We start from the raw sequence: 22,100 nt of genomic DNA, 5'->3' as shown, positions 1-22,100 counted from the left end.
AAAATGGGGTTTTTGAGTTTGTATTTAAAGTATTCAAGCGAATGTTTTGGTTTGATTGGAAATGATTTTACCACCTTTCAATCTAATAATCTTCCGGGTCAATTGGGCCAAATCCAAATCATGGGTAACGATGACCAAGGTGGTTCCCATTTCTTTATTAAGATCGAACAAAAGTTGAATTACCTTTTCGCCGGTCTCCTCGTCCAAATTGCCAGTGGGCTCATCAGCGAATAAAATATCCGGGGTTGTGGAAAAGGCTCTTGCCAAGGCAACACGTTGCTGCTCCCCGCCGAGATAATTGGGAAGGATAATGGTCATACCTATCTCCTAGCCCTACTTTGTCCAACAATTCCTTGGCTATGTTTTGGGCATTAGGCTTTCCTTGTAGTTCCAATGGAACACTTACGTTCTCCAAAGCAGTGAGCGTAGGCAGTAATTGAAAATCTTGGAAAATAAAACCGACTTTTTGATTTCTCAATAAGGCCAATTCGTCCTCATTCAACTTACTCAATTCCACTCCACAGAGTACTATACTTCCCTCATCCACATGGTCCAATCCTGCACATAATCCTAAAAGAGTGGTTTTGCCGCTTCCGAGACAGATATACAATGGAAAAAGTTTCTCCTGAATTAATGTCAAAGGAAATACCGTCCAAAACGGTTAAATCTTTGGAACCGCTTTTATAGGTTTTCCTTAGATTGCTTACGTTTAATATCTTTGTCATAAATCGTTTGGTACAAGCTAACAAAGTAAACAAATGATTTCTACTTATAGAAGAATCCATGATGCACAAAGTATTAAAGTTTAGTTATTTTTTGGCCTTTTTGCTGGTATTTGCCTGTGGTGAGGAACCAAAACAATCGAATAATGAGGCGAAGAACCCTGAAACATCCCCAAATGTTGTCGATGACGATACTACATCCGATGAAAAAGTAATTCTATTTTTTGGAAATAGCCTTACGGCGGCCTATGGGTTGGAAACGGAACAGGGATTTCCAAACCTGATCCAAAAACGGATTGACTCTTTAGGTCTAAATTATACCGTTATCAACTCGGACTTAGTGGAGAGACTACCTCCGGGGGTCTCAACAGATTGGATTGGATCCTAAACCAAGAGGTAGATATTTTTGTACTTGAGCTTGGTGCCAATGACGGACTCAGAGGTATTCCGTTGGAAAAATCAAGGGAAAACCTTCAAAAAATAATCGATGCCGTTCACAAAAAAAATGAGGAAACCACCATCATTCTTGCGGGAATGCAGATTCCTCCCAATATGGGAGTGGAATACACGTCAGAATTCAAAAGTATGTACCCTGAATTGGCCCAAAAGAACGATGTTCTATTGATTCCATTTCTTTTGGAAGGTGTAGCTGGAGAACCTGAACTCAATCTAGAAGATGGCATCCATCCAACAGCAGAAGGCCAAAAAATAGTTGCGGAAAATGTTTGGGATATTTTGGGACCTGAAGTCCTAAATGAAAAGGGAGTTGAAATAATAACGGATTAAGCCAGTTTTTCAATTTTCTCCTCTACTACAAAAGACAAAGCCCTTTTCACTCTCGAATGCTTTAGAACAAAAATACCGGTTATCGCAGGAAGCTTTTCACCCAAATTAGTTTGATCCATGGGTTCAGCAATAGGCATTGAAATGGTACTCACTTTCATTTCAAGTTCCTGTTTCTGAGCTTGGGCAAAAGCTCCCATGCAGATAACAAGTATAAAAAATAGAATAGTTTTCATTAGTAGGTCGATTTGGTCTGTATATAACTCTTCGATTACAGATTTAGAATTTGAGTTTCGATGAAATGTTCAATTTTACCGATGAAATTCAATCTTTTCGATGAACAACAATCCTTAGTAAGTCAATTCCTACATTATATTTTTACTTTTATCGATGTTTTTTAGCCTTTCACCGATAAAAATGATCGATTCCTACAAGTATTAATCCAAATAAATTTTCAAAAAGGTCACAAAAAAGGAGAAGATTAAAACAATTATAAGCAACTTTTTAAGGGGTAGTCCCAAACCTGCCTTTCGGCAGGCCGGGTTACCGGGGGGATAGTATTGTAGGTTAAGCCATCTTGGGACTGTTCCTTTTAGTGGCAAAGGAAAGCTCCTTTTTGATCCTTGAATTTTTGAACTTGTACAAACGGGCCACTTCTTGCATCCTTTCCTTTATTACCGAAGGAGTGGTTTGGGTAACGATGCCCATCTCGATAGTGTCAACCTTTACGGTTTCATTCGTATCCTGTGCGCTTGCCGCGGTTCCTATGAAGATGATGAAGAAGATGGTCGCTACTGTTTTCATGACTTGCGTTTGTTACATTATTATAACTTTAGCAAGCGTATTTCAGGGGGTGCCGATTCGTTGAAAAACAACGGTTTCTCGTTATCCGGCAACAATCGGGATAAAGTGTAAAATTCAATCGACGAAAAGATATAACACTAAAAACCGATCACCGAGAAAAGGTGTTTTTAATCGAGAAGCATTACGTTATTTTCAAAAGTAAATTAGGATCTGGGCAATTATCCTTATAAAAATCCAAGCGATCCTTAGCACATACACCAGGGTAATCTCCCCAATTTCCTTCTAAATCATGAATTATTTGAAAATGTAGGTGGGGAGCATAATTAACATTGATATCAGGAGTACCTAAAGTCGCAAGAACAGTACCGGCCTTGAACTTCTTACCGGTCTTCATTCCTCTTAAAGACTCAAGACTTAAATGACCGTACAAGGAATAAAAGACAATTGCATTGAGTTGATGTTCTAAAATAATGGTTGGGCCGTAGTCCCCTATCACATTATTATTTTTAAAACTATGCACTGTTCCATCTAAAGGAGCAATGACTGCGGTACCTGAAGGTGCCCAATAATCGATTCCTAAATGAATATTTCTTGGATGACTATTTTTATCATTGAAACTGGCCTTATCCGCATAAAGATTTCTATGCTCCAAATATCCTCCATATGCCACATGACCCGAATTTTGTTCCAAAACCGCATCAATATAGGATTGACATCCTGTAGGACTCGAAATATCCCTTTTTTTTAATTCTACATTATCGACAGATAAATCCAAAGGGACATAGCATGATAGGGGAATTGAACTATCTAAAATAGGAATAGTCTTTTCCGAATATGAAAAAAGCAATTGCTCCAATACATTCATGGGATAAAAATAAGATGGCAAATCCTATACTTAACATATTTTAACCTTTTAAAGGGTAAGTACTTTGTATTTTTCCTACTAACTCTACAAAACCAATTACAATGAGATATATACAACATCTATTTATGGCTGTGGCGATCTTATTGGCTACAAGCTGCCAATCCAAAACCAAACAGGACAAATTATCCGAAAATACCTCAGAGAAAACGAAAACACCTGAGATGTTGGAAAAATTAAGTCCTCAAGACCTTAGCAAGTATGAAACGGCCTATTTTGCAAGTGGCTGCTTTTGGTGCGTAGAAGCCATCTTTGAGAGCGTTAGAGGCGTAAAGGAGGTTATATCCGGGTATTCCGGGGGAACCGAAAAAAATCCTACCTATGAAATGGTAGGCGGTGGACAAACTTCCCATGCCGAGGCGGTAGAAGTCTATTATGACCCAAAGGAAATTTCCTTTGTGGAATTGGTACAAGTCTTTTTTGGGTCGCACGACCCCACCACTTTGAATCGCCAGGGTCCTGACCGTGGAACGCAGTATCGCTCTATAGCTTTTTATAAAAATGATGATGAAAAAAAGATTATTGAAAGTTATATCCAAGCATTAAAAGATCAGGATGTTTATAGTGGCGCTCTCATTACCACAGAAGTTACTGCCTTTACAAAATTCTATGAGGCAGAGGACTATCACCAGGACTACGAGAAAAAACATCCCAACAATTCCTATATACGAAATGTATCCATTCCACGATTAAATCGGTTCAAAGCTAATTTTGGGGATTATTTAAAGGAAGGAGCCCACTAAAGAATTTACTTACGAAAAAGAAATAATTCCTTATCTTAAGGGATGTAAACACTTCGTTATGAAAAATTTACGTCCCTTTTGGTTTTTGGCATCCCTTGCGATGCTGGCACTGCTGTCCTTCAACGGGCCGGTACAGGAAAGCCTGCAGCTAGACAACATCCTGGGCAAGCTGATGCTATACAACAATAACGAAAGGCCGGAGAAGACCTACCTGCAGACGGACAAGGACTTCTATACCAACGGCGAGACCATCTGGTTCAAGACCTACCTGGTGGACGGTATAGACCACAGGGCCAGCAACAGGAGCAGGGTCGTACATGTGGAACTTGTGGGACCGGACGGACAGGTCGTGGAACGAAGGAAACAGTTCGTCTTGGGGCCGGGGGCCGAGGGCGAAATCAGGTTAGACCAAGAACTCCAACAGGGCGAATATACCCTTAGGGCCTATACAAAATACATGCTCAACGAGGACGAGCCCGTACTCTTCGAAAAGAAAATCCCCATCCGGATGCAGAGCATGGCCACATCCGATATTCCCGAAACTCCTCAGGAATTTGGCCGTTCCATTAAAAATGATGATGATGACGATGATATTTCGGAGCTGGCATCCCGGATCATCGTACGCTTCTTCCCGGAGGGGGGCAGCTCGTTAACGGGATGCCCACAAAACTCGGTATCGAGGTGACCGATGGGCTAGGAAACGGTCTTGCCGTTAGGGGAAGTATCCTGGACGGGGAGGGCAACACCATTACCGATTTCGAAAGTAGGGAGTTCGGCCTGGGGGCGATTAACTTTAAACCGCTGCCCGGAAAGACCTATTTCGCCGGACTTGGAACCGGGGGTTCCCCACGTGACTTCGAATTGCCACAGGTGTACGATAAAGGGTACGTACTCAACGTCACCGACCGGGAGGAATATATCCTGGTGCAGGTCGCTACCAGCGAGGACAGGGGGCTACAAGGCGCCGTGCTCCTAGGGCACCTTAGGGGAGAGGTATTCCTAAAACAGGTACTGGACGGAAATGGGAAGGCCGACCATGCCGTAAAGGTATACCCGGAACGGCTCAAGGAGGGCGTGGCGCAGTTCACCCTGTTCACCGCAAAGGGCAAGCCCGTTTGCGAGCGGCTCTTCTTTGTGGAGAACCCCAATAACAGGGCATCGCTCGACATCCGAACGGACCATGAAAGCTACGGCACACGGGACCGGGTACAACTGGACCTTGCCCTTAGGAATCCCAAGGGAAGTCCGGTGGAAGGCGAGTTCTCCATGAGCGTGGTCTCGGACAACGGCATATCCCCCAAGGGCGACGGGGATATCCGCAGCTGGCTCCTGTTGGATTCCGACGTGGGGGCCACCGTTCCCGATGCAGGGTACTTCTTCGGGGAAAATTCTACTGAAAGGAAACAGCTGCTCGACGCGCTGATGCTCACCCACGGGTGGAGAAGGTTCCAATGGTCACAGCTCCTGGAGAAGAAGACGGGAGACAAACCAAGGTTCGAACCTGAAAAGGGCATCGCCATCAGCGGTAGGACCGTAAGCTTCCACGACAACGAAAAGCCCAGGCAGAGCGTGGCATCCCTCACCCTCATGGGAGAGGACTCGATCTATGAAAAGGACTCGACCGACATCGATGGAAGGTTCAGTTTCGGCAACTTTTTCTTTCAGGATAGTATGGACGCCATACTACAGGCGGAAAGCATCTCCAAGAAACCAAGATCCATCGATTTTGTCCTTGACCCGGAACTCCCCATAGAACTGCCGGCGCCTAGGAATAGTTTGCCCAAGTCCACCGGATACTTCTCACCGAGATAACGACTACCTTCTAAACGCTTTCAAAAAAAAGTTGACCGATTTTAAATATGACCCAAAGGAAGTGACCCAATTGGATGAGGTGGTTGTTACAGAAAAGAAAAAATCAAGGACAGAAATGATAAATGAAGCATATAATGCAACACTATCGTCAAGTCCTTTTTCAAAACGGGTGTATCGCGATTCTATTACTGGAGGTGAAACTTTCAGCGCAATTGAACTATTAACAAGAATTCCAGGTGTATGGGTGACAGGAACCTATCCTAATCAAAAAGTTAGCCTTCCAGGTGATCCCAAATCCACTGCGGGTGGCACCAATGCCGCTGTCCTTGTAGATGGCATATGGTCTGATTTCACATTTTTACAAAGCCTAAGGGCCGCAGAGGTTAGTTTTATTGATGTCACTTGGGGATCTGATGGCGCTATATTTGGTTCAAGAGGAGGTGCAGGTGTTATCTCCATATATACTGAAAAAGGTTTAAGGATTGATGGTATACCCGAAGATTACCCGGGTGTAATTAATACCAAAATACCCGGTTTCAACAAGGTACCGGAATTCTATGCACCTAATTATTCCATACAACAAAAGGAACATGAAAAACCGGATTACCGCTCCACCCTATTTTGGGAACCTGTTATACTCCTTAAAAATAATGGTAGCAACCAGCTCGAATTCTTTACTGGGGACAACCCGGGCAAATACCTCATACAGGTAGAGGGACTCACCGATGACGGGATTCCGGTCAGCAAAATAATTGAAATGGAAGTCAATGCTTCTAATTAATAGAATTAAAAATCACTATCTTCAAGCGTCTTTTTTTAAGACGCTTTTTTATTTCAACCATTTTAATAACAACAATCAATAACATGACAAAATCCAGATTGATAATTTCGGTAGTTGCAACAATTGCCATTTTCATTCTTAGTTGCAAACAAGAACCAGCCGATACCACTCCTTGGGTATCCCTTTTTGATGGGGAGTCCCTCAATGGATGGACACAAAAAGGGGGAACGGCCAATTATTCCATTCGGGATAACAGCATCGTTGGAAGTACCGTACATGATACCCCAAATTCCTTTTTAACAACGGACAAAATGTACGGGGATTTTATAATGGAATTGGATTATAAAGTGGATTCTACCATGAATTCCGGCATTCAAATTAGAAGCAACAGTTTTTCCCATTACATGGACGGACGGATTCATGGATATCAAATTGAAATAGATCCTTCGGATAGAGCTTGGAGTGCAGGTATTTATGACGAGGCCCGTAGAGGTTGGTTAAACCCCATGACCGGGAATCCTGATGCGCAAAAAGCTTTCAAACAAAATGATTGGAACCATTATAGGATTGAAGCTATCGGCGATACTATAAAGACATGGATCAACGATGTCCCAGCTGCACATCTCATCGACGATAAAACTTCAAAAGGATTTATAGCATTACAGGTGCATAGTATTGGAGATGAACAACAGGAGGGAACAGAAATAATTTGGAAAGATATTAAGATACTCACCGACAGTCTGTCCAAATACAGCAAAAAAACTCCCGTAAAACCCATAATTACTAAAAACAGCCTTGGTGTAGATGAGGAAAAAAATGGGTGGCAAATGCTCGGGATGGTAAAACTACGGATGGCTGGCGTGGCGCCCGATTGGATGAATTTCCGAGAAAAAGGTTGGGAAATCAACGATGGTATATTGACAGTACTCTCTTCAGGTGGTGAGGAATCTGCTGCGGGTGGTGATATTGTGACCAAGGAGACCTTTGGTGATTTTGAATTAAAGATGGATTTTAAAATTACCGAGGGCGCCAATAGCGGTATCAAATACTATGTGGATACAGACCTCAACAAAGGCCCTGGTTCCTCAATTGGTTTGGAATATCAAATATTGGACGATGAACGGCATCCCGATGCCAAATTGGGCAATCATGAAGGAAGTAGAACGGTTGCTTCACTTTATGACCTTATCAAAGCGGATGAAAACAAGCCCATCAACCCAATCGGAGAATGGAACACCGCCCATATCGTATCCAAAGACGGACATGTAGAACACTGGTTAAATGGGATGAAAGTTTTGGAATACGAACGGGGAAGCGATGCATATAGAAAATTGGTATCTGAAAGCAAGTATGTAACCTGGCCCAACTTTGGGGAAGCGGAAAAAGGCCACATCCTTTTGCAAGATCATGGGAATCGGGTTTCCTTCAAAAACATAAAAATAAAACCAACTACAAACGAATAGGCAATGACAACAAGAAGAAACTTTATAAAGAAGACGAGCGCCGGAACGGCAGGTTTAACCTTAGGGGGAATACTTTTTTCATCTGCCTCTTACGCGAATATTTTAGGTGCTAACGATAAAATAAACTGTGCTGTTATTGGGGTACGAAGTAGGGCCAAAGCTCATGTAAAGGCCATCCATGCAGACCCAAATGCCACCATTCTATATAGTTGTGACGTGGATGATGTTATTATTGAGGAGCACAATGCATGGTGCCAACAAAATATTGGCTATGTACCCAAGGTAGAGAAGGACTTTCGTAAAGTATTGGAGGATAAAAAAGTGGATGCCGTTTTTATTGCCACTCCGGAACATTGGCATGCTCCAATGGCCATTTTGGCGTTGCAAGCAGGTAAACATGTGTATGTGGAAAAACCTTGTAGCCACAATCCCCATGAAAATGATTTGTTGACGGCCGCACAAAGAAAATATGGTAAAAAAGTTCAAATGGGGAACCAGCAACGCTCAGCAGTAACGTCTATTAGTGCCATCAAGGATATTAGGGAAGGAATTATTGGCGATGTTTATAAAGGCGAGGCCTATTACTCCAATAACCGTGGCAGTATTGGCAAAGGCAACATAATTGATGTGCCAAAGACCTTGGACTGGGAGCTTTGGCAAGGATATGCCCTTAGAAAAAAATATAAGGATAACGTACACCCTTATAATTGGCATTGGTTCCGGAATTGGGGAACCGGTGAAATCCACAACAATGGAACCCATGAAATTGATATCTGTAGATGGGCACTAGGTGTTGACCTACCCCAAAGTGTGACTTCCTTCGGTGGAAAATACACCTATGATGATGATTGGGAATTTGTGGATAATCAACAGGTCACATTTTCATTTGACAATGATAAATTTATTACCTGGACAGGACACAGCCGTGGTATTATGAAACCGGAACGACCGGGAAGGGGTATTACCATCTATGGAAGCAAAGGTTCCATCATGCTGGATCGTAATTTCTACCAATTATATGACCTTCAGGGAAATTTACTAAAAGAAGAAAAAGAAGGCGGATCCAGTGAAACTACCAATACTCGTGGGGAAGGCCAATTGGACGTGAACCATGTGGGCAACTTCTTCAATGCCATTAGACAGGACGAAAGTCTACATTCGGATATCCAGGATGCCAGTATAACAACAATGTTATGCCATTTAGGGAATATGGCACAGGATGCCGGGGAGACCTTAAAAATTGATACGGCTACAGGAAAGGTATTGAATAATGAAATGGCAATGAATTTCCGGAAGAGGGAATATGCGCCGGGCTGGGAACCTAAGCTATAAGAAAAAAGGGCTGAGCTACTTATTGGATGGACACTTCACTATAATCTGAAGTGATGACAATGGAACGGTTGCTATTATCGGATAGGTGATACCCTTTTAAAATCTTGGTATTACCGTTCTTGGTTTCTTTCAGGTTTAAACTTTTGGGTAAAACTAGTTCCGAGGAAGTCCCCTTAACATAGACCGTTGTGGCTGTTGTTGGCAGCTTACAATTCAGTTCCGCATTTTTTAAAGATACATCCATCTCTTCAAAGTCATTGGATATCGAGATAATTTTTAAGGGGCCAAAATCATTCTTGATAAAAGCCTTTTTAAGCAATTTATTGATAGTAACATCTGAAGAGTTTGCCTGTAACTGCAAGCTTCCTACCTCGGTCAATTCTATATCCTTGGAATAGTTGGTCTTTAATTGCCCGTAGTTCCAATTACGAACTGAGACCGGAGAGTAGGATACGGATACCTGTGTTTCGTCACCATCAATGGTCGTGGCCCAAAGGCTTGAATGCGACAAAGTCGCATTCAAGTTTCTTGTATTCTCCGCTAACTTTACCTCTCCGTGCCTCACGTTCATTTTTATCTTGGTCGATTTTGGCATTTTAATTTTTATGGTCTTTTTAATCTTGAAGTTCTTGTTCTCACCATCTGTGGAAAAGTAGAAAATATTAGGACCTTCATGTCTTCTTTTCAACATTAACTCCTCTTGTCTTGCCTTTCGCTCCTCCTGCCTTACCTTTTGGAGTTCCTCTCTTTTTTCGATACGCTGCTCCATAAGTTCCTCGCGCCTTTTCTCCATTTCTTCTCGTCGTTTCTCACGCTCTTCCATTCGTTCTTCTAATTCCTTTCCTCGTTCCTCCATACGTTTTGCCCATTCCTCCAATTTTTTCTGATGCTTTTCATCAAAGCTTTTTTTAAACTCCTCTTGCCATTTTTTCATATACTTTTCTCCGTCCTTTTGATACGCTTTATAGTCAAACTCATAGGCCTCGGTAAGTGGTAACGGTGGCACGCGAGGCATTTCAACAATTTCGGGAAAAGGTGCAATTTCAGGTATTTCCACCACAAAGGGTGCAATTTCGGGAATCTCAATATCCAAATCCCCAAATTCGAACTCAAAATTCTGAGGACCAAAAAGACCGAATTTACTGGAACCAGAGGTGATTTCGATTCTTGAGCTATTTCCCAAAATCTTAATGGGGTCGTTCTCAAAGTAATTTTCCGCTTCCTCCTTTTCCGCTCCTTCCAATTCGATTACGGCTTCCACTTCAACGGTGTTCTTGTTCCAAGTTTCGAACTCAATATCGGCATAACTCGTATTGATATCCAAAACGGCATCCTGGTTGACATTAAAACTTTCCTTGTAGATCCTACTTTGCTTTTGTGCAAAAGTCCCAAGGGTACTGATACAAAAACCTAAAGCAATGATGAGTTGTTTAGATACTATTTTCGGTGATCTGTTCATTTTTTGATGATTTTAATTGATTTAACTTCTTTTTTAACTTCTGTAATAACTGCAGTCTAAGCTGCAAGTTTTCTATAAGCGCCCCAATAGTCCGGTCATTTGGGCCCAATTCGTTCAATTCCTTGTTTAGGCTTTCATACTCTGAATTGAGTTCGGCCGGACGCTCCATAAAACTGTCCACGAGCTCCTTATTGGATTCCGAAACCTCCAATTGCGAAAGCTCCATGTTGATATTGGCTACATAGAAGTTTTCCACCTTTTTCAAATCGGGCGAAAGGTCTCCAAAGGAAAAGCTTTTGTCTTCTTCATTAATTGCACCTTTATCCACTATAGTTTCCGGAATATCCCCATCATTGTTCAATTGTAAAAAGGTAACAAGTCCAACTCCTATTAGTATTACAATGGAAGCTGCAATCCTCCAAGTATTCCAAAAGGAAGTACGTTCTTTTGGCAGGGCCTCCTCCAACTTGGACATGAATCGGTCTTCATGTCCATACTTCATTTTGAACTTTAGTTCTTCTCGTTCCTTATCGAACAATTTTTTAAGATCCCGTGCCATATCCTTTTGTTTTTAATAGCTCCTTTAACTGTCCTTTTCCTCTTAGTAACCTTGTCCTACAGGCCGTTCCGGAAATATTTAGGACCTCTGAAATCTCCTTATGATCAAATCCTTCCACCAAATACATCATGACCACATACTTATACTTACTGGGCAATTGACCAATAGCTTCTTTAACTTCCTCAAGATTAATATGTTCCTCTACCGTCCAATCATCGTCTTCTACCGGCCTCATATAGATTTCATCCAATGCTATAGTATGTTCTTTTTTAGTCTTTAAAAAATCGATGCATTTGTTCACAACAATCCTCTTCAACCAAGCCCCAAATGTTACCTCACCCTTAAATTGGTGTATTTTCTGAAAGGCCTTTATAAAAGCCTCCTGTAATACATCTTCCGCATCGTCCGCATTTTTTAAAAAACGCATTGCCACACAGTACATTCCGTCACAATATTGTCTATACAGTTGTAACTGTGCAGAACGGTCGTTTGCCTTACATTTTTCCACAATGTCAATTTGAAACATTGGTCGGTTTGGTGTTTGTTTTTAGTTGTTGTTACTTTAAGGACGAAAGAAAAAAAGAGGTGTTGCAAAAAACTTCTATTTTTACGAATCTTTTTTAAATTTTTCGCTTGAAACAAGTTACGATTTCCAACGATTATTTGACGTTGATGGTCCTGGACTATGGGGCTATAATCCAAAAACTACTAGTCAAAGGAAAGGACGGAAACTACACCAACGTGGTGGTAGGTTACAACCACCCTAGCAGGTATCGGTTGGACGATAATTGTTTGGGAGCCTGTATAGGCCGCTATGCGGGCCGAATTTCTAAAGGAAGTTTTGTTTTGGATCGTGAGAAATTTTTGCTGTATCATGAAGATGGGGTTCATCTACACGGTGGAAAAGAAGGTTTTCATCAGAAATATTGGAATATAGAGGAGGTATCCTACTCAAACGACCCGATGGTAAAACTCTCCTACAGAAGTAAACATTTGGAAGAAGGCTATCCTGGAAACTTGACCGTAAATGTAACATACAGATTGGTGAACAATGCCCTTCAGATTATTCATGAGGCCGTGACGGATCGAAGCACCGTAGTCAATTTAACCAACCATTCCTATTTTAAACTGGATGATAGCCCATATATAGATAATTACGAATTACAGCTCAATTGTCCATATATTTTGGAAACAGACGAGAACTTGCTACCTACCGGCGATATGATTCCCGTAAGAAAGACCAAATATGATTTTCTATTGCCCAAAGAAATTGGTGTATTGCGCTTGAATACTCCTTTTATTAAAGACGAGGGAAACGAGAAAGTTGCGGAATTACACTCGGCCAAATCCGGTATTTCAATGCATGTATTTACCAATCAGCCAGCCATGGTGGTCTATGCTCCCTTGGACTTTCCTGGAATTTGTTTTGAAACACAAAATTACCCGGATGCACCCAACCAGCCGGACTTTCCAAATAGCGTTTTAAGACCTGGGGAAACCTATAACAACATTACCATCTTTAAGTTTGATTTAGTACCTTAGAACTACTAAACCCCATATCCCATGAAATTTTTGAAAAGACTGATAGCGGTACTTTTAGTACTATTTGGCCTGTTTTACTTTGTGGGCCTACCCTATTTACGGAATCAGACCAAAAAATATAGTCCCGAAAAAACGAGCACCTATAATCTAAAAGGGGCCGAATTGGCTGTACACTATTCCAGTCCTTCTAAAAAAGGAAGGGAAATTTTCGGTCAGCTTGTTCCCTTTGATAAAGTTTGGCGTACCGGAGCCAATGAACCTACCACCTTTACCACCTCAGAAACCATAAAAATAATCGATAAACCCTTATCTGCTGGAACCTATTCCCTGTGGACAATACCTAATAAGGAAAGTTGGAATGTAATTTTCAATAAGGAAGTACCTTCTTGGGGTGTATCCGTTATGGGGGATGGCACCCGGACCACAAGGGACGCCAGTGAAGATGTAATCAACGTAGAGGTACCATCTAGGGAGGTACCTGAACCCATAGAAAACTTTACAATTGACTTTACAAATAAAGATCAGCTATATCTTAGTCTTTCTTGGGACGACACTATTGTAAATGTTCCCATAAGCAAATAGTTAACCTATAAAGCCCAAGCCATAGCACCTCCGAAAAATAGTTCTGATACTGCTTCCTCTGCAGACTATATCGAAAACTTGACCAAAAATGTTTTCTCTAACGATCCTACTGCCTTAGGTAAGGCCATCACCCTTATTGAAAGTACCAAAAAAGAACACCAGGTATTGGCGGATAACCTGCTAAGAAATTGTCTTGGGAATAAAACTGAATCTGTTCGGATTGGTATCACAGGAATACCGGGAGTTGGAAAGAGTACTTTTATTGAAAATTTCGGGAAGTTATTGGTAAACAAAGGGATGAGGGTAGCAGTACTTACGGTCGACCCGTCGAGCAACGAGACCAAGGGCAGTATTTTAGGGGACAAGGTTCGAATGGAAACCTTATCAAAAGAAAAAAATGCCTTTATTAGACCTACTCCAACTAGTGGCTCACTTGGTGGGGTAGCAAGAAAAACAAGAGAAACCATAATTCTTTTGGAAGCTGCCGGGTACGATGTTATTTTGATAGAAACCGTAGGTGTCGGTCAAAATGAAACTACTGTAAGGGAAATGACCGACTTTTTTCTACTATTAAAATTACCCGGTGCGGGCGATGAGTTGCAAGGAATCAAGAGAGGGGTCATGGAAATGGCCGATGCCATTGCAATCAATAAAGCAGATGGTCATAACATAAATACTGCCGAAACTGCTAAAGTTGAGTTTACTACAGCCTTACATCTTTTTGCCCCAAAAGACAATGGATGGTCACCAAAGGTACTCACCTGCTCAGCCTTGGAGAACAAAGGATTGCAACCTATTTGATCCTGTATTGAGAAATTCGTTTCCCGGACAAAGGACAATGGTTATTTTACTTTGAACAGAAAAATTCAAAGCAAAAAGTGGCTTAGACAACATATAAATCATAGCCTGCTTCAGGATTTTTATGACGACCCAAAAATTTCCAAATCACTTTTAGTCATGGAGGAAAAAGTTATGAATGGGGAAGTCACCGCTTTTATAGCCGCAGAAGACTTATTGAAAGAGTTTAAGAATTCTTAGATTGGAAATTCGTTTTTTACCAGTGTGGGGATAAAAACTTAACTTTGCCCAATAATCCAAAAGCTGCTTAATGGATATCGTTACTCCTTCCCTACTCTCTGTGGTGGTACCTCTGTATAACGAGGAAGAAAATGTGGTTTTGTTGACGCAAAAAATCCATGAGAGCCTTCCAGGTTATAATTATCAAATTATTTACATCGACGATTTTTCTACTGATAATACGAAAAAGGTCGTGAAGGGAATGGAAGACCCAAAAGTCCATCTGATTGAACTTAAGAAAAATTACGGTCAAAGTTTGGCACTGGCCGCCGGTATAGATTACGCCGAAGGGGATTACATTATTACTATGGACGGGGACTTACAAAACGACCCTAGTGACATCCCTCAAATGCTCTCATACTCGATTCATAAAGACTATGATCTGGTAACAGGTATTAGGCAAAAGCGAAAGGATTCCTTAATTAAAAAAATACCCTCCAAAATAGCCAATTATATGGTAAGACGAGTTACCAAATTGGATATCAAGGATAACGGATGCGCATTAAAAGTGTTTACAAAGGATATTGCCAAAGACTTAAATCTTTATGGTGAAATGCATCGCTTTATTACTCTTTTGGCACATTTGGAAGGTGCCCAGATTAAGCAGGTGCCCGTTAAGCACCATGCCGGACATGCAGGGGTTTCGAAATATGGTCCGGAGCGTGTATTCAAAGTGGTGGCAGATATGATGTTGTTGTTGTTCATACGCAAATACTTTCAACGTCCCATTCACCTTTTTGGAATTTTTGGTTTTTTACTAATCATTTTAGGTGTTCTAATAAATATCTACTTATTGATTGTGAAGTTTGGCCTAGGTGAGGACATAGGCAACAGGCCTTTGCTTACTTTCGGGCTGATGTTCATTTTGGGTGGAATCCAATTATTCACAATAGGTATTGTCATGGAGTTGTTGATAAGAACCTACTACGAATCCCAGCAAAAAAGACCATATCGAATTAAAAAAGTAAGCATTGGTGGCCAATCCACGTAAGACCCTTACCACCCTACTTAAGTTAATGATAAGCTTTGCGCTTGTCTACTTTATCTTTACGAAGATTGACCTTTCGCAGGTGGCAGACACTTTAAAAAGAAGCAATCCGATTTATTTATTGGCCGCCATCCTATTATTTACGGTTTCCAAAATCATCGCCTCGGTTAGGCTAAACGCTTATTTTCATCAACTAGAAATTCCTTTGACTCAAATAAGCAATTTAAAGCTCTATTTATTGGGCATGTTCTATAACTTATTCTTACCGGGAGGAATTGGAGGTGACGCCTACAAGGGGTATCTAATAAAAAAGACATTCGAAGTACCTACCAAACGTGTGGTGAGTATTACGGTATTGGATAGACTTAGTGGCTTGCTTTTACTTTTTATTTATGCCTGTGGTCTTTTATGGGTATTGGAAAGTGAACCTTTCAATACCTATAAGTGGGTGTTCTTGATTTTAATACCGTTATCGATGGGCGTCTTTTACTTCTTAAATAAGAAATTTTTCAAGTATGTCCTCCCTATTTTTTGGAAATCCCTAGGTTATTCAGCATTGGTGCAATTCGCCCGAGATGCTTTCCGTACTTTGCATCATGAAAGCACTGTCCATTGAGGGAAATACCATTGCTTACTTGGTTATATTTTTAGTTTCTTCAATCGTATCCGTAATTCCATTGACCATTGGTGGACTTGGAAGTAGAGAGGTTACTTTTTTCTATGGGGCGGCCCTTCTAAACTTAAACGAGGGCACATCGGTAGGGATAAGTGTGGTCTTCTTCTTAATTACCGCTTTGGTGTCGCTTATGGGGTTGCCATATCATTTTAAGAAAGTGACCTTAAAAACTACCGTACCATCAAAATCAAGTAAAACTCCTTAGTTTTCAAACGATCCTTTATTTAAGAACCTTCTGATTTATTTGGTTGATATGCCGATAAAAAAATCCCCACGGCTGAACGTCTATTTAACTTTCATCCGCGGGGAATCGAATAAAGAAAGAGAACAAAAAAACTGACAGTCCAAGACCATTTTTATAATGGATTCCAAACAAGTTAATTGTTCAGCCTTTCAAGTATCATTGAGGAAAAATAAGTAACACCTATTCTAATACATTCCTCATCAACTTCAAAATTTGGAGTATGTGGCATGGCAATGATTCCCTTCTCATAGTTAGATCCACCTAAGAAATAATAGACACCGGGCACTTGTTTTTGAAAGAAGACAAAATCGTCTCCAAAGCTACCTGGAGCTACACCAAACATAGGCAGTACGTTATGTTTTCCGTAAATCCCTGAAATACTGTTCATGGTTTCATTTGCCAGCACCTTATCATTCATGGGCGATTTATTTACCCCTAAAGCATATGAAAAATCAACTGATTGTAAGTCCTTTGAAAATTCAGAACGATTAATCTCCCCTCTTATAGATTCTAAAAAAGTATGTAAGGCATTCAAATTACTGGAATCAACATAAGCACCTATTCTCAAGTCGGCCTCAGATTCATCCACATAAAAATCACTTCTAACCGCTATGTAGTTTTTGTAAAGAGTAGTTGGGCTGTTTACGCCCCATTCGGGCTCAAAATATTTCTTTCATCCCAAAATGCGCTCGTGGAATCATAAGTCTGTAATCTAGCCACCAACTCTTTTGTGTAATTGACTACTGCATCCTTAGAATTGGGATGTTTATACGAAACTTCAATTTTTACCCTATGTGCATAGATGTTATCTCGGCTTGGTTAAAATTGTTCCTAATGGCGAAGGAGATAGATGTAGACCATAAATTTCGTCCGGTTTAATAATATCGAATAATCCATCGTTCATCATCGCTTTAGCTCCCGTAAATTTTTCTTCCGCAGGTTGGAAAATAAAATAGACCGTACCATTTAAGTATTCTTTTAAACCAGTCAGTACATCTGCAATACCGAGTCCAATAGTAGTGTGTACATCGTGGCCACAGATATGTCTGACCCCATCGTTTTTAGAGTTAAACTCCACAACATCCGGCATATTTGTAGCTATGGCATCCATATCTGCGCGCCATGCGATATGTTTTCCTGGCCTTCCTGTATCTAAAATTCCCACTAAACCATATCCCCCAATACCTTTTTTGACTTCAAGACCCAATGATTCAAGATATGAGGCTACCTTCATTGAAGTTCTTTTTTCTTCCTCAGACAATTCTCGGATACCTATGAAAATCCCTACGAATCTTAACAAGGCTGTCGAAAATTTTATTTGCTCTCTCCTGTACGTTGCTATGGATACTTAATACATTTTCCTTCAGGTTAGGTAAAGTCCCAATACTGTTCTGACAAAACGCTTGGATTCCCACAAGTACAACTACTATGCTTACAATAAATTTTTGTCTCTTCATGATATTACATTTTAAATGTTTATTGGTGCAATATCATTTTTAACATCAGGAAGGAGAAGTCGCAATTATTGAACTATCGTAATAAATGGCTGAATTGTTAGAATTACATCTAATTATTCAACCATTCCTTAAAATCGCTGGTTTTTGGGCGACTGACAATGAATTCTTGATCACGTGGGTTTGTAATGGAAAGTTTCACCCGGTGATTAAAATAGGAATCTATTTTTTCAATGGAATTTTTGGAGACTATTTGACTTCGGTTTATTTTGAAGAATCTGTTCTGATCCAAAGATTCAAACAGTTCGTCAAGCGTTTCATTGATGATGAAACGTTTGCCGAAGTCACACCAAAAGTGACACTTTCCTCGGAATAACAGTACAAAAGTTCCGACACCTTTACCTGAAGAAAACCACTGCCTTCTTTTACCAGGATACTTTCCCGTTTGGGTGTTATTTGAAAACTGTTTAGGAGTTGTTTTAATACACTTGGGTCAACGGAGTTTGATTTATTGGACTTTTTAAATTTATCCAAGGCCCTTTTCAAATCATCCTCTTGAATAGGTTTTAGCAGGTAGTCAACACTATTCACCTTAAAGGCCTGTATAGCGTATTTATCGAAAGCTGTTGTAAAAATAATGGGTGACCCTATATCGATGTTCTGAAAAATCTCAAAACTTAATCCATCCGCCAATTGAATATCCATAAACACCAAATCCGGTGTGGCATTCTCTTGAAACCAGCGTACTGCATCCTCAACGGAATCGATTACGGCCAATAATTCGTGTTCAAAATCGCAAGCCTTCAGCAAACGCTGCAATTGACCTGCGGCCCTGGCTTCATCTTCAATAATTACTATTTTCATGACTAATCATTTGTTCTGAAAGTGTTATCAAAGGGAGGGTAACACTAAATCGATTTCCTTCAGTATTGATTTCAACCGAGGTATCGGAAATCAACGCATATCGTTTTTGGATGTTAGCGAGTCCCAACTTTGTGGAGGGTAGTTGTGTGGATTTTGGTTGCTTTTTATTTTCCACTGTCAATTTATTATCTTTAACTACTACGTCTATTTGAAGGGGTTTTGCTTTGGATATGACATTGTGCTTTATAGCATTTTCCAATAATAATTGAAGGCTCATTGGCACTATCATTAGTTCAAGTGAAGTTTCGGGAATATCCCAATTTACTATCATATTTGTCCCGAATCGTTCTGATTGAATATGGATATAGGCCTTTGCGAACTTCAGTTCATCTCGAAGCGAAATAAGGTTTGCATTACCTGCTTCCAGCAAAAACCGATACATTTCTGATAACTTGTCCACAAATTCCTTGGCATCCTCCTTTGGATTTTGGTCAATGATATCACGTAACGTGTTTAAGGTATTAAAGAAAAAGTGCGGTTGGGCCTGATTCCTTAAAACGTCCAGTTGCGCCTGTACAATGGCTTGTTTAGACCGTTCCTCCTGCCTGATGGATTTCCGGAGCCGAATGTTATAATAAATGGCTTCGTATATCGCCATGGTCATTATCGTGATTAATATAATCGGTAGGAGCACTTTAATTCTAGACTCCGGATAGTTGTAACTAAAGCCCGGTATTAAGGATAACAACGTACCACCTATAAAATCTACCAAAACAACTGTGCAAGTTATAGCAAGAAAAAACAAAACAATACGCTTAAAATCATCGCTAAATGCAGGGTATTTACGCCGTAAATAAATCATTATTCCTCGATTGATCACCCAGTCAATTGTGGAAAAGAGCAAAGATACCGCCCAACTCGAGACCGCTTCCAAAGGAGATATAACCGCTGTTGAATTACTGAAAAGGTATGCAGTAACTACGCTTAAAATAAAGATACCAATAACAGAAAACCAAAAGTCATCAAATCCCGAGATATTTTATGCGTTTCTCTTTATTAAGTATCACAGTAAATTGATTAAGATGCTATGAACGGAATACCCTGTTTTGCTTGATAAAAAACATACCCGATCATCATGGCAAATACGAAAGCAAACAAGGTCACAATCAATAGCTGTTTACGCTGCGAATGCTTCCATTTCTTGGTGACCCACATAGCGAATAACGGAATTATCTGAATACTATGCAATGCGAAGAAGTGGGCTACTCTTAAATCACCTCCGTTTACACTCCAGTTGACCAAAGGCAATCCTTCCTGTCCGTCAGGCACAGCAACACTATGACTCAATTGACTTATCATCTGTCCACCCACCCAACTTCCAAAAAGTACTATTAGCCAACCTAGAAAAATGGCCCATTGAACGGATTTTGCCACCTTAAGTTTTAATCGAAGTGTATCTACTACAAATAAAACCATCGTCAAAACATTGATTCCCACAAATATCCCCATGAACATGAACAAAATGCCATCAAGAGGAGTAGCTATATTATAATGACTTTGAACACCTCCGGAACCCTGAAAGAAAATGACTAGAAACTCTAACAACAAGGTCCAGGCCGTAATATGGTTAATAATAGCCTTCTTTTTTCGGGAATATGGATATTTCGTAATTAAATAACCCACTGTAATCAAATAAATGGAAATGGAAACGGAGAACTTAAGTGGCTTTAGCCAAACACTCACTCCCATTAATGTTCTTTCATCACTTAAAATTCCCAAAATACATACCAAGCCTAACAGAGAGATGATCATGGTAACCCAATACAAAATGGGGCTTTCGCTTCTTATAATTGAAAATAGGTTTTTAAGCCTCAGTTTAAAATTGGAATAGATGCTTGTGCTTTCCGGCAAGGAATGAGTGCTCTCAATGAAGGTTGATGTAAGATGTTCCATGATCGATACTTTTAATGTGAGTTTTTGGATACTATGTTTTTAAAATTTATATGCGTTTGGACTTTATTGCCTTTAGCGCTGTAAACAACATAAATCCCAAGGGGCCGAACATAAATGTTAGGAAAAGGCAAGGTGCCATCAATACGCTATGAATGTTGATTTCCTTGTTTTGGTTTACCATCCACATGCCAATCAATAGATCAAAGGCCAAATAGTGAATCCATCCTGCCGCAGCTGCATTTTGCACGGTAAACAATTCCATCACGCTTTCAAGACTTCCAAAGTCCATCATGCCGTTTCCAATAATTGCCTGTAGGATATAAAAAACATATACTACCGAAAGAACTATGGGTATGATCTTGAAATCAATTAGAAATCTAGTCAGCTTCCATTTAGGTAAGAAAATCATCAATATCCACATGGGTAATACAAGAATGTTTGCCAGTGAGAAAACAGTTGATGGTGCCATTATTAGTAATTTTTAGGATTATTTTGATGTTCCAAAGATGAACACAAAAGGCGCCCATAAAAATGACTTTATTTTGAATCGTCTTAAAAGAGGGTTGAATTGTCAAAATCTCCATTCGATACTGGAGATGGGTAAATTGCCATTGTACAAGAGGAGAATTTCTTGATAGGAATTCCAACTCCATGATTGAAAAACTTAAGGCAAAAGTCTATGGAAATGAAAAGAGAAACGCTAAAAGAGCTATGGGGCTATTTACGAATCAAATGAACAAGATGCATCTTATTAACCACTTTGTTTCTTGTATTTGGATTAAGAAATTTACCCTGTAGTCGGGTAATCCTAAACTGATCAACCGTCAATTGTTCATCCCAATCCAATTCCGATTGCCTTATTGTCTCCAATTCAGCATCGTTCACATAGACCCAAATATCCTTTTTACTTATCAGGTTTTCCAAGGAAGACATCTGAACTGGAAATTTATTGTAAAAGTCTAGAGCCCAGGTATGATCCTCCCCTATTTTGTATATACGGTCTACAGGTATCTCTTTTGCCTCAATCAATTTGGCCAAATTGGAGCCTCCCTGATATTTAAGTAAGTTCGGATAAAAGTGAAGGTTCAAAACCGCATTTAAAAGTAAAGATGCCATTACCGAAACCGTAATCAATCTTACATAGTTGTTCTCCGTTTTCAGGGCAAAGTATACGATTACCAAACCGGCCCCACAAAGAAGTATGGGAATCAAAACACCATCAAACTTAAAGACAAAAAAGCATATTAAGGCGGTGGCAATGAATACAATGGACAAAATGAAAAATTGGGCGCCCATTAGAAATTTGGTCATCTTTTTTTTATCAAACCGATACAAATCGT

Annotated in this window: 29 protein-coding genes and 2 pseudogenes; 15 read left to right on the top strand and 16 right to left on the bottom strand. The window is 40.2% G+C overall.

Annotated features, from left to right (window positions below; genetic code table 11):
• Positions 1–33: 33 nt before the first annotated feature.
• Positions 34–725, bottom strand: a pseudogene (locus NYZ99_RS05900) (ABC transporter ATP-binding protein).
• 58 nt (positions 726–783) lie between these two features.
• On the opposite strand from NYZ99_RS05900, the gene NYZ99_RS21425 reads away from it, so the two are divergent.
• Together NYZ99_RS21425 and NYZ99_RS21420 are read left to right on the top strand one after the other, a co-directional pair.
• Positions 784–1,110, top strand: a complete 327-nt coding sequence (locus NYZ99_RS21425; protein WP_338039338.1) for an SGNH/GDSL hydrolase family protein — start codon at positions 784–786, stop codon at positions 1,108–1,110.
• Positions 1,095–1,508 (top strand): GDSL-type esterase/lipase family protein, encoded by a 414-nt coding sequence (locus NYZ99_RS21420; RefSeq protein ID WP_338039337.1) that lies wholly within the window; start codon positions 1,095–1,097, stop codon positions 1,506–1,508. The genes NYZ99_RS21425 and NYZ99_RS21420 overlap by 16 nt, the downstream gene beginning before the upstream one ends.
• On the opposite strand, the gene NYZ99_RS05890 is transcribed toward NYZ99_RS21420, so the two are convergent.
• From NYZ99_RS05890 to NYZ99_RS05880, 3 genes are all read right to left on the bottom strand, one after another.
• Complete coding sequence (locus tag NYZ99_RS05890; RefSeq protein ID WP_260574423.1) at positions 1,505–1,741, bottom strand: hypothetical protein; 237 nt, start codon at positions 1,739–1,741, stop codon at positions 1,505–1,507. The genes NYZ99_RS21420 and NYZ99_RS05890 overlap by 4 nt on opposite strands.
• Before the next feature lie 331 nt (positions 1,742–2,072).
• Entirely contained in the window at positions 2,073–2,309 is a 237-nt protein-coding gene (locus tag NYZ99_RS05885) for a hypothetical protein (RefSeq protein WP_260574422.1), read from the bottom strand.
• Between the two features lie 181 nt (positions 2,310–2,490).
• Positions 2,491–3,174 (bottom strand): peptidoglycan DD-metalloendopeptidase family protein, encoded by a 684-nt coding sequence (locus NYZ99_RS05880; protein ID WP_260574421.1) that lies wholly within the window; start codon positions 3,172–3,174, stop codon positions 2,491–2,493.
• A gap of 101 nt (positions 3,175–3,275) precedes the next feature.
• On the opposite strand from NYZ99_RS05880, the gene msrA reads away from it, so the two are divergent.
• The 6 genes and pseudogenes from msrA to NYZ99_RS05850 all read left to right on the top strand — a co-directional run bounded on the left by msrA (position 3,276) and on the right by NYZ99_RS05850 (position 9,362).
• Positions 3,276–3,974, top strand: a complete 699-nt coding sequence (gene msrA, locus NYZ99_RS05875) for a peptide-methionine (S)-S-oxide reductase MsrA (protein ID WP_260574420.1) — start codon at positions 3,276–3,278, stop codon at positions 3,972–3,974.
• Positions 3,975–4,032: 58 nt separating this feature from the next.
• Positions 4,033–4,659, top strand: a complete 627-nt coding sequence (locus NYZ99_RS05870; protein WP_260574419.1) for an MG2 domain-containing protein — start codon at positions 4,033–4,035, stop codon at positions 4,657–4,659.
• Positions 4,632–5,786 (top strand): hypothetical protein, encoded by a 1,155-nt coding sequence (locus NYZ99_RS05865; RefSeq protein WP_260574418.1) that lies wholly within the window; start codon positions 4,632–4,634, stop codon positions 5,784–5,786. Before NYZ99_RS05870 ends, NYZ99_RS05865 begins: the two co-directional genes overlap by 28 nt.
• Before the next feature lie 31 nt (positions 5,787–5,817).
• Positions 5,818–6,567 carry a hypothetical protein gene (locus tag NYZ99_RS05860; RefSeq protein WP_260574417.1) on the top strand — a complete coding sequence of 250 codons (750 nt, stop codon included), beginning with the start codon at positions 5,818–5,820 and terminating at the stop codon, positions 6,565–6,567.
• An 83-nt stretch (positions 6,568–6,650) separates the two neighbouring features.
• A pseudogene (locus NYZ99_RS05855) lies at positions 6,651–8,030 on the top strand (3-keto-disaccharide hydrolase).
• A gap of 3 nt (positions 8,031–8,033) precedes the next feature.
• Complete coding sequence (locus tag NYZ99_RS05850) at positions 8,034–9,362, top strand: Gfo/Idh/MocA family protein (protein ID WP_260574416.1); 1,329 nt, start codon at positions 8,034–8,036, stop codon at positions 9,360–9,362.
• Positions 9,363–9,381: 19 nt separating this feature from the next.
• Here NYZ99_RS05850 and NYZ99_RS05845 read toward each other — a convergent pair whose 3' ends face one another.
• From NYZ99_RS05845 to NYZ99_RS05835, 3 genes are read right to left on the bottom strand one after another with little or no spacing between them, the layout of a single operon-like run.
• Positions 9,382–10,821, bottom strand: coding sequence for a hypothetical protein (locus tag NYZ99_RS05845; RefSeq protein WP_260574415.1), 1,440 nt, complete (start codon positions 10,819–10,821; stop codon positions 9,382–9,384).
• Positions 10,793–11,380, bottom strand: coding sequence for a hypothetical protein (locus NYZ99_RS05840; RefSeq protein ID WP_260574414.1), 588 nt, complete (start codon positions 11,378–11,380; stop codon positions 10,793–10,795). The genes NYZ99_RS05845 and NYZ99_RS05840 overlap by 29 nt, the downstream gene beginning before the upstream one ends.
• Positions 11,364–11,906 carry an RNA polymerase sigma factor gene (locus NYZ99_RS05835; RefSeq protein WP_260574413.1) on the bottom strand — a complete coding sequence of 181 codons (543 nt, stop codon included), beginning with the start codon at positions 11,904–11,906 and terminating at the stop codon, positions 11,364–11,366. Before NYZ99_RS05835 ends, NYZ99_RS05840 begins: the two co-directional genes overlap by 17 nt.
• Positions 11,907–12,013: 107 nt before the next feature.
• Between NYZ99_RS05835 and NYZ99_RS05830 the strand changes: the two genes are divergently transcribed.
• From NYZ99_RS05830 to NYZ99_RS05800, 7 genes are all read left to right on the top strand, one after another.
• Entirely contained in the window at positions 12,014–12,922 is a 909-nt protein-coding gene (locus tag NYZ99_RS05830; protein WP_260574412.1) for an aldose epimerase family protein, read from the top strand.
• Between the two features lie 21 nt (positions 12,923–12,943).
• Positions 12,944–13,504, top strand: coding sequence for a DUF2911 domain-containing protein (locus NYZ99_RS05825; protein ID WP_260574411.1), 561 nt, complete (start codon positions 12,944–12,946; stop codon positions 13,502–13,504).
• Between the two features lie 78 nt (positions 13,505–13,582).
• Entirely contained in the window at positions 13,583–14,305 is a 723-nt protein-coding gene (gene meaB / locus NYZ99_RS05820; RefSeq protein ID WP_420845188.1) for a methylmalonyl Co-A mutase-associated GTPase MeaB, read from the top strand.
• Positions 14,306–14,356: 51 nt separating this feature from the next.
• Positions 14,357–14,542, top strand: coding sequence for a hypothetical protein (locus NYZ99_RS05815; RefSeq protein WP_260574410.1), 186 nt, complete (start codon positions 14,357–14,359; stop codon positions 14,540–14,542).
• A 70-nt stretch (positions 14,543–14,612) separates the two neighbouring features.
• Complete coding sequence (locus NYZ99_RS05810) at positions 14,613–15,572, top strand: glycosyltransferase family 2 protein (RefSeq protein ID WP_260574409.1); 960 nt, start codon at positions 14,613–14,615, stop codon at positions 15,570–15,572.
• On the top strand, positions 15,556–16,185 hold the full coding sequence (locus NYZ99_RS05805) for a lysylphosphatidylglycerol synthase transmembrane domain-containing protein (protein ID WP_260574408.1): 630 nt from the start codon (positions 15,556–15,558) through the stop codon (positions 16,183–16,185). The genes NYZ99_RS05810 and NYZ99_RS05805 overlap by 17 nt, the downstream gene beginning before the upstream one ends.
• Positions 16,166–16,450: a flippase-like domain-containing protein gene (locus NYZ99_RS05800; protein ID WP_260574407.1), complete on the top strand. Its 285-nt coding sequence runs from the start codon at positions 16,166–16,168 to the stop codon at positions 16,448–16,450. The genes NYZ99_RS05805 and NYZ99_RS05800 overlap by 20 nt, the downstream gene beginning before the upstream one ends.
• Positions 16,451–16,622: 172 nt before the next feature.
• Here the strand turns inward: NYZ99_RS05800 and NYZ99_RS05795 are convergent, their stop codons facing one another.
• The 9 genes from NYZ99_RS05795 to NYZ99_RS05755 form a co-directional block, all read right to left on the bottom strand.
• On the bottom strand, positions 16,623–17,078 hold the full coding sequence (locus tag NYZ99_RS05795; protein ID WP_260574406.1) for a M20/M25/M40 family metallo-hydrolase: 456 nt from the start codon (positions 17,076–17,078) through the stop codon (positions 16,623–16,625).
• Between the two features lie 216 nt (positions 17,079–17,294).
• Positions 17,295–17,723 carry a M20 metallopeptidase family protein gene (locus NYZ99_RS05790; RefSeq protein WP_260574405.1) on the bottom strand — a complete coding sequence of 143 codons (429 nt, stop codon included), beginning with the start codon at positions 17,721–17,723 and terminating at the stop codon, positions 17,295–17,297.
• Positions 17,724–17,742: 19 nt separating this feature from the next.
• A complete protein-coding gene (locus NYZ99_RS05785) occupies positions 17,743–17,946 on the bottom strand; it encodes a hypothetical protein (RefSeq protein WP_260574404.1) in 204 nt (67 codons plus the stop codon).
• A 109-nt stretch (positions 17,947–18,055) separates the two neighbouring features.
• Complete coding sequence (locus tag NYZ99_RS05780) at positions 18,056–18,235, bottom strand: LytTR family transcriptional regulator DNA-binding domain-containing protein (protein WP_260574403.1); 180 nt, start codon at positions 18,233–18,235, stop codon at positions 18,056–18,058.
• Complete coding sequence (locus NYZ99_RS05775; protein ID WP_260574401.1) at positions 18,208–18,807, bottom strand: LytR/AlgR family response regulator transcription factor; 600 nt, start codon at positions 18,805–18,807, stop codon at positions 18,208–18,210. The genes NYZ99_RS05780 and NYZ99_RS05775 overlap by 28 nt, the downstream gene beginning before the upstream one ends.
• On the bottom strand, positions 18,788–19,669 hold the full coding sequence (locus NYZ99_RS05770) for a sensor histidine kinase (protein WP_260574399.1): 882 nt from the start codon (positions 19,667–19,669) through the stop codon (positions 18,788–18,790). Before NYZ99_RS05770 ends, NYZ99_RS05775 begins: the two co-directional genes overlap by 20 nt.
• Before the next feature lie 215 nt (positions 19,670–19,884).
• A complete protein-coding gene (locus NYZ99_RS05765) occupies positions 19,885–20,760 on the bottom strand; it encodes a hypothetical protein (protein ID WP_260574397.1) in 876 nt (291 codons plus the stop codon).
• Positions 20,761–20,806: 46 nt separating this feature from the next.
• Positions 20,807–21,229: an ABA4-like family protein gene (locus NYZ99_RS05760; protein WP_260574395.1), complete on the bottom strand. Its 423-nt coding sequence runs from the start codon at positions 21,227–21,229 to the stop codon at positions 20,807–20,809.
• Between the two features lie 248 nt (positions 21,230–21,477).
• Positions 21,478–22,071 carry a hypothetical protein gene (locus NYZ99_RS05755; RefSeq protein ID WP_260574393.1) on the bottom strand — a complete coding sequence of 198 codons (594 nt, stop codon included), beginning with the start codon at positions 22,069–22,071 and terminating at the stop codon, positions 21,478–21,480.
• Positions 22,072–22,100: the final 29 nt, after the last annotated feature.

Origin of the sequence: Maribacter litopenaei (genome assembly GCF_025244665.1) — a bacterium.
GTDB classification, from domain to species: domain Bacteria; phylum Bacteroidota; class Bacteroidia; order Flavobacteriales; family Flavobacteriaceae; genus Maribacter; species Maribacter litopenaei.
The sequence above is the reverse complement of the archived record's forward strand: the minus strand, read 5'-3'. Positions and strand labels throughout refer to the sequence as shown.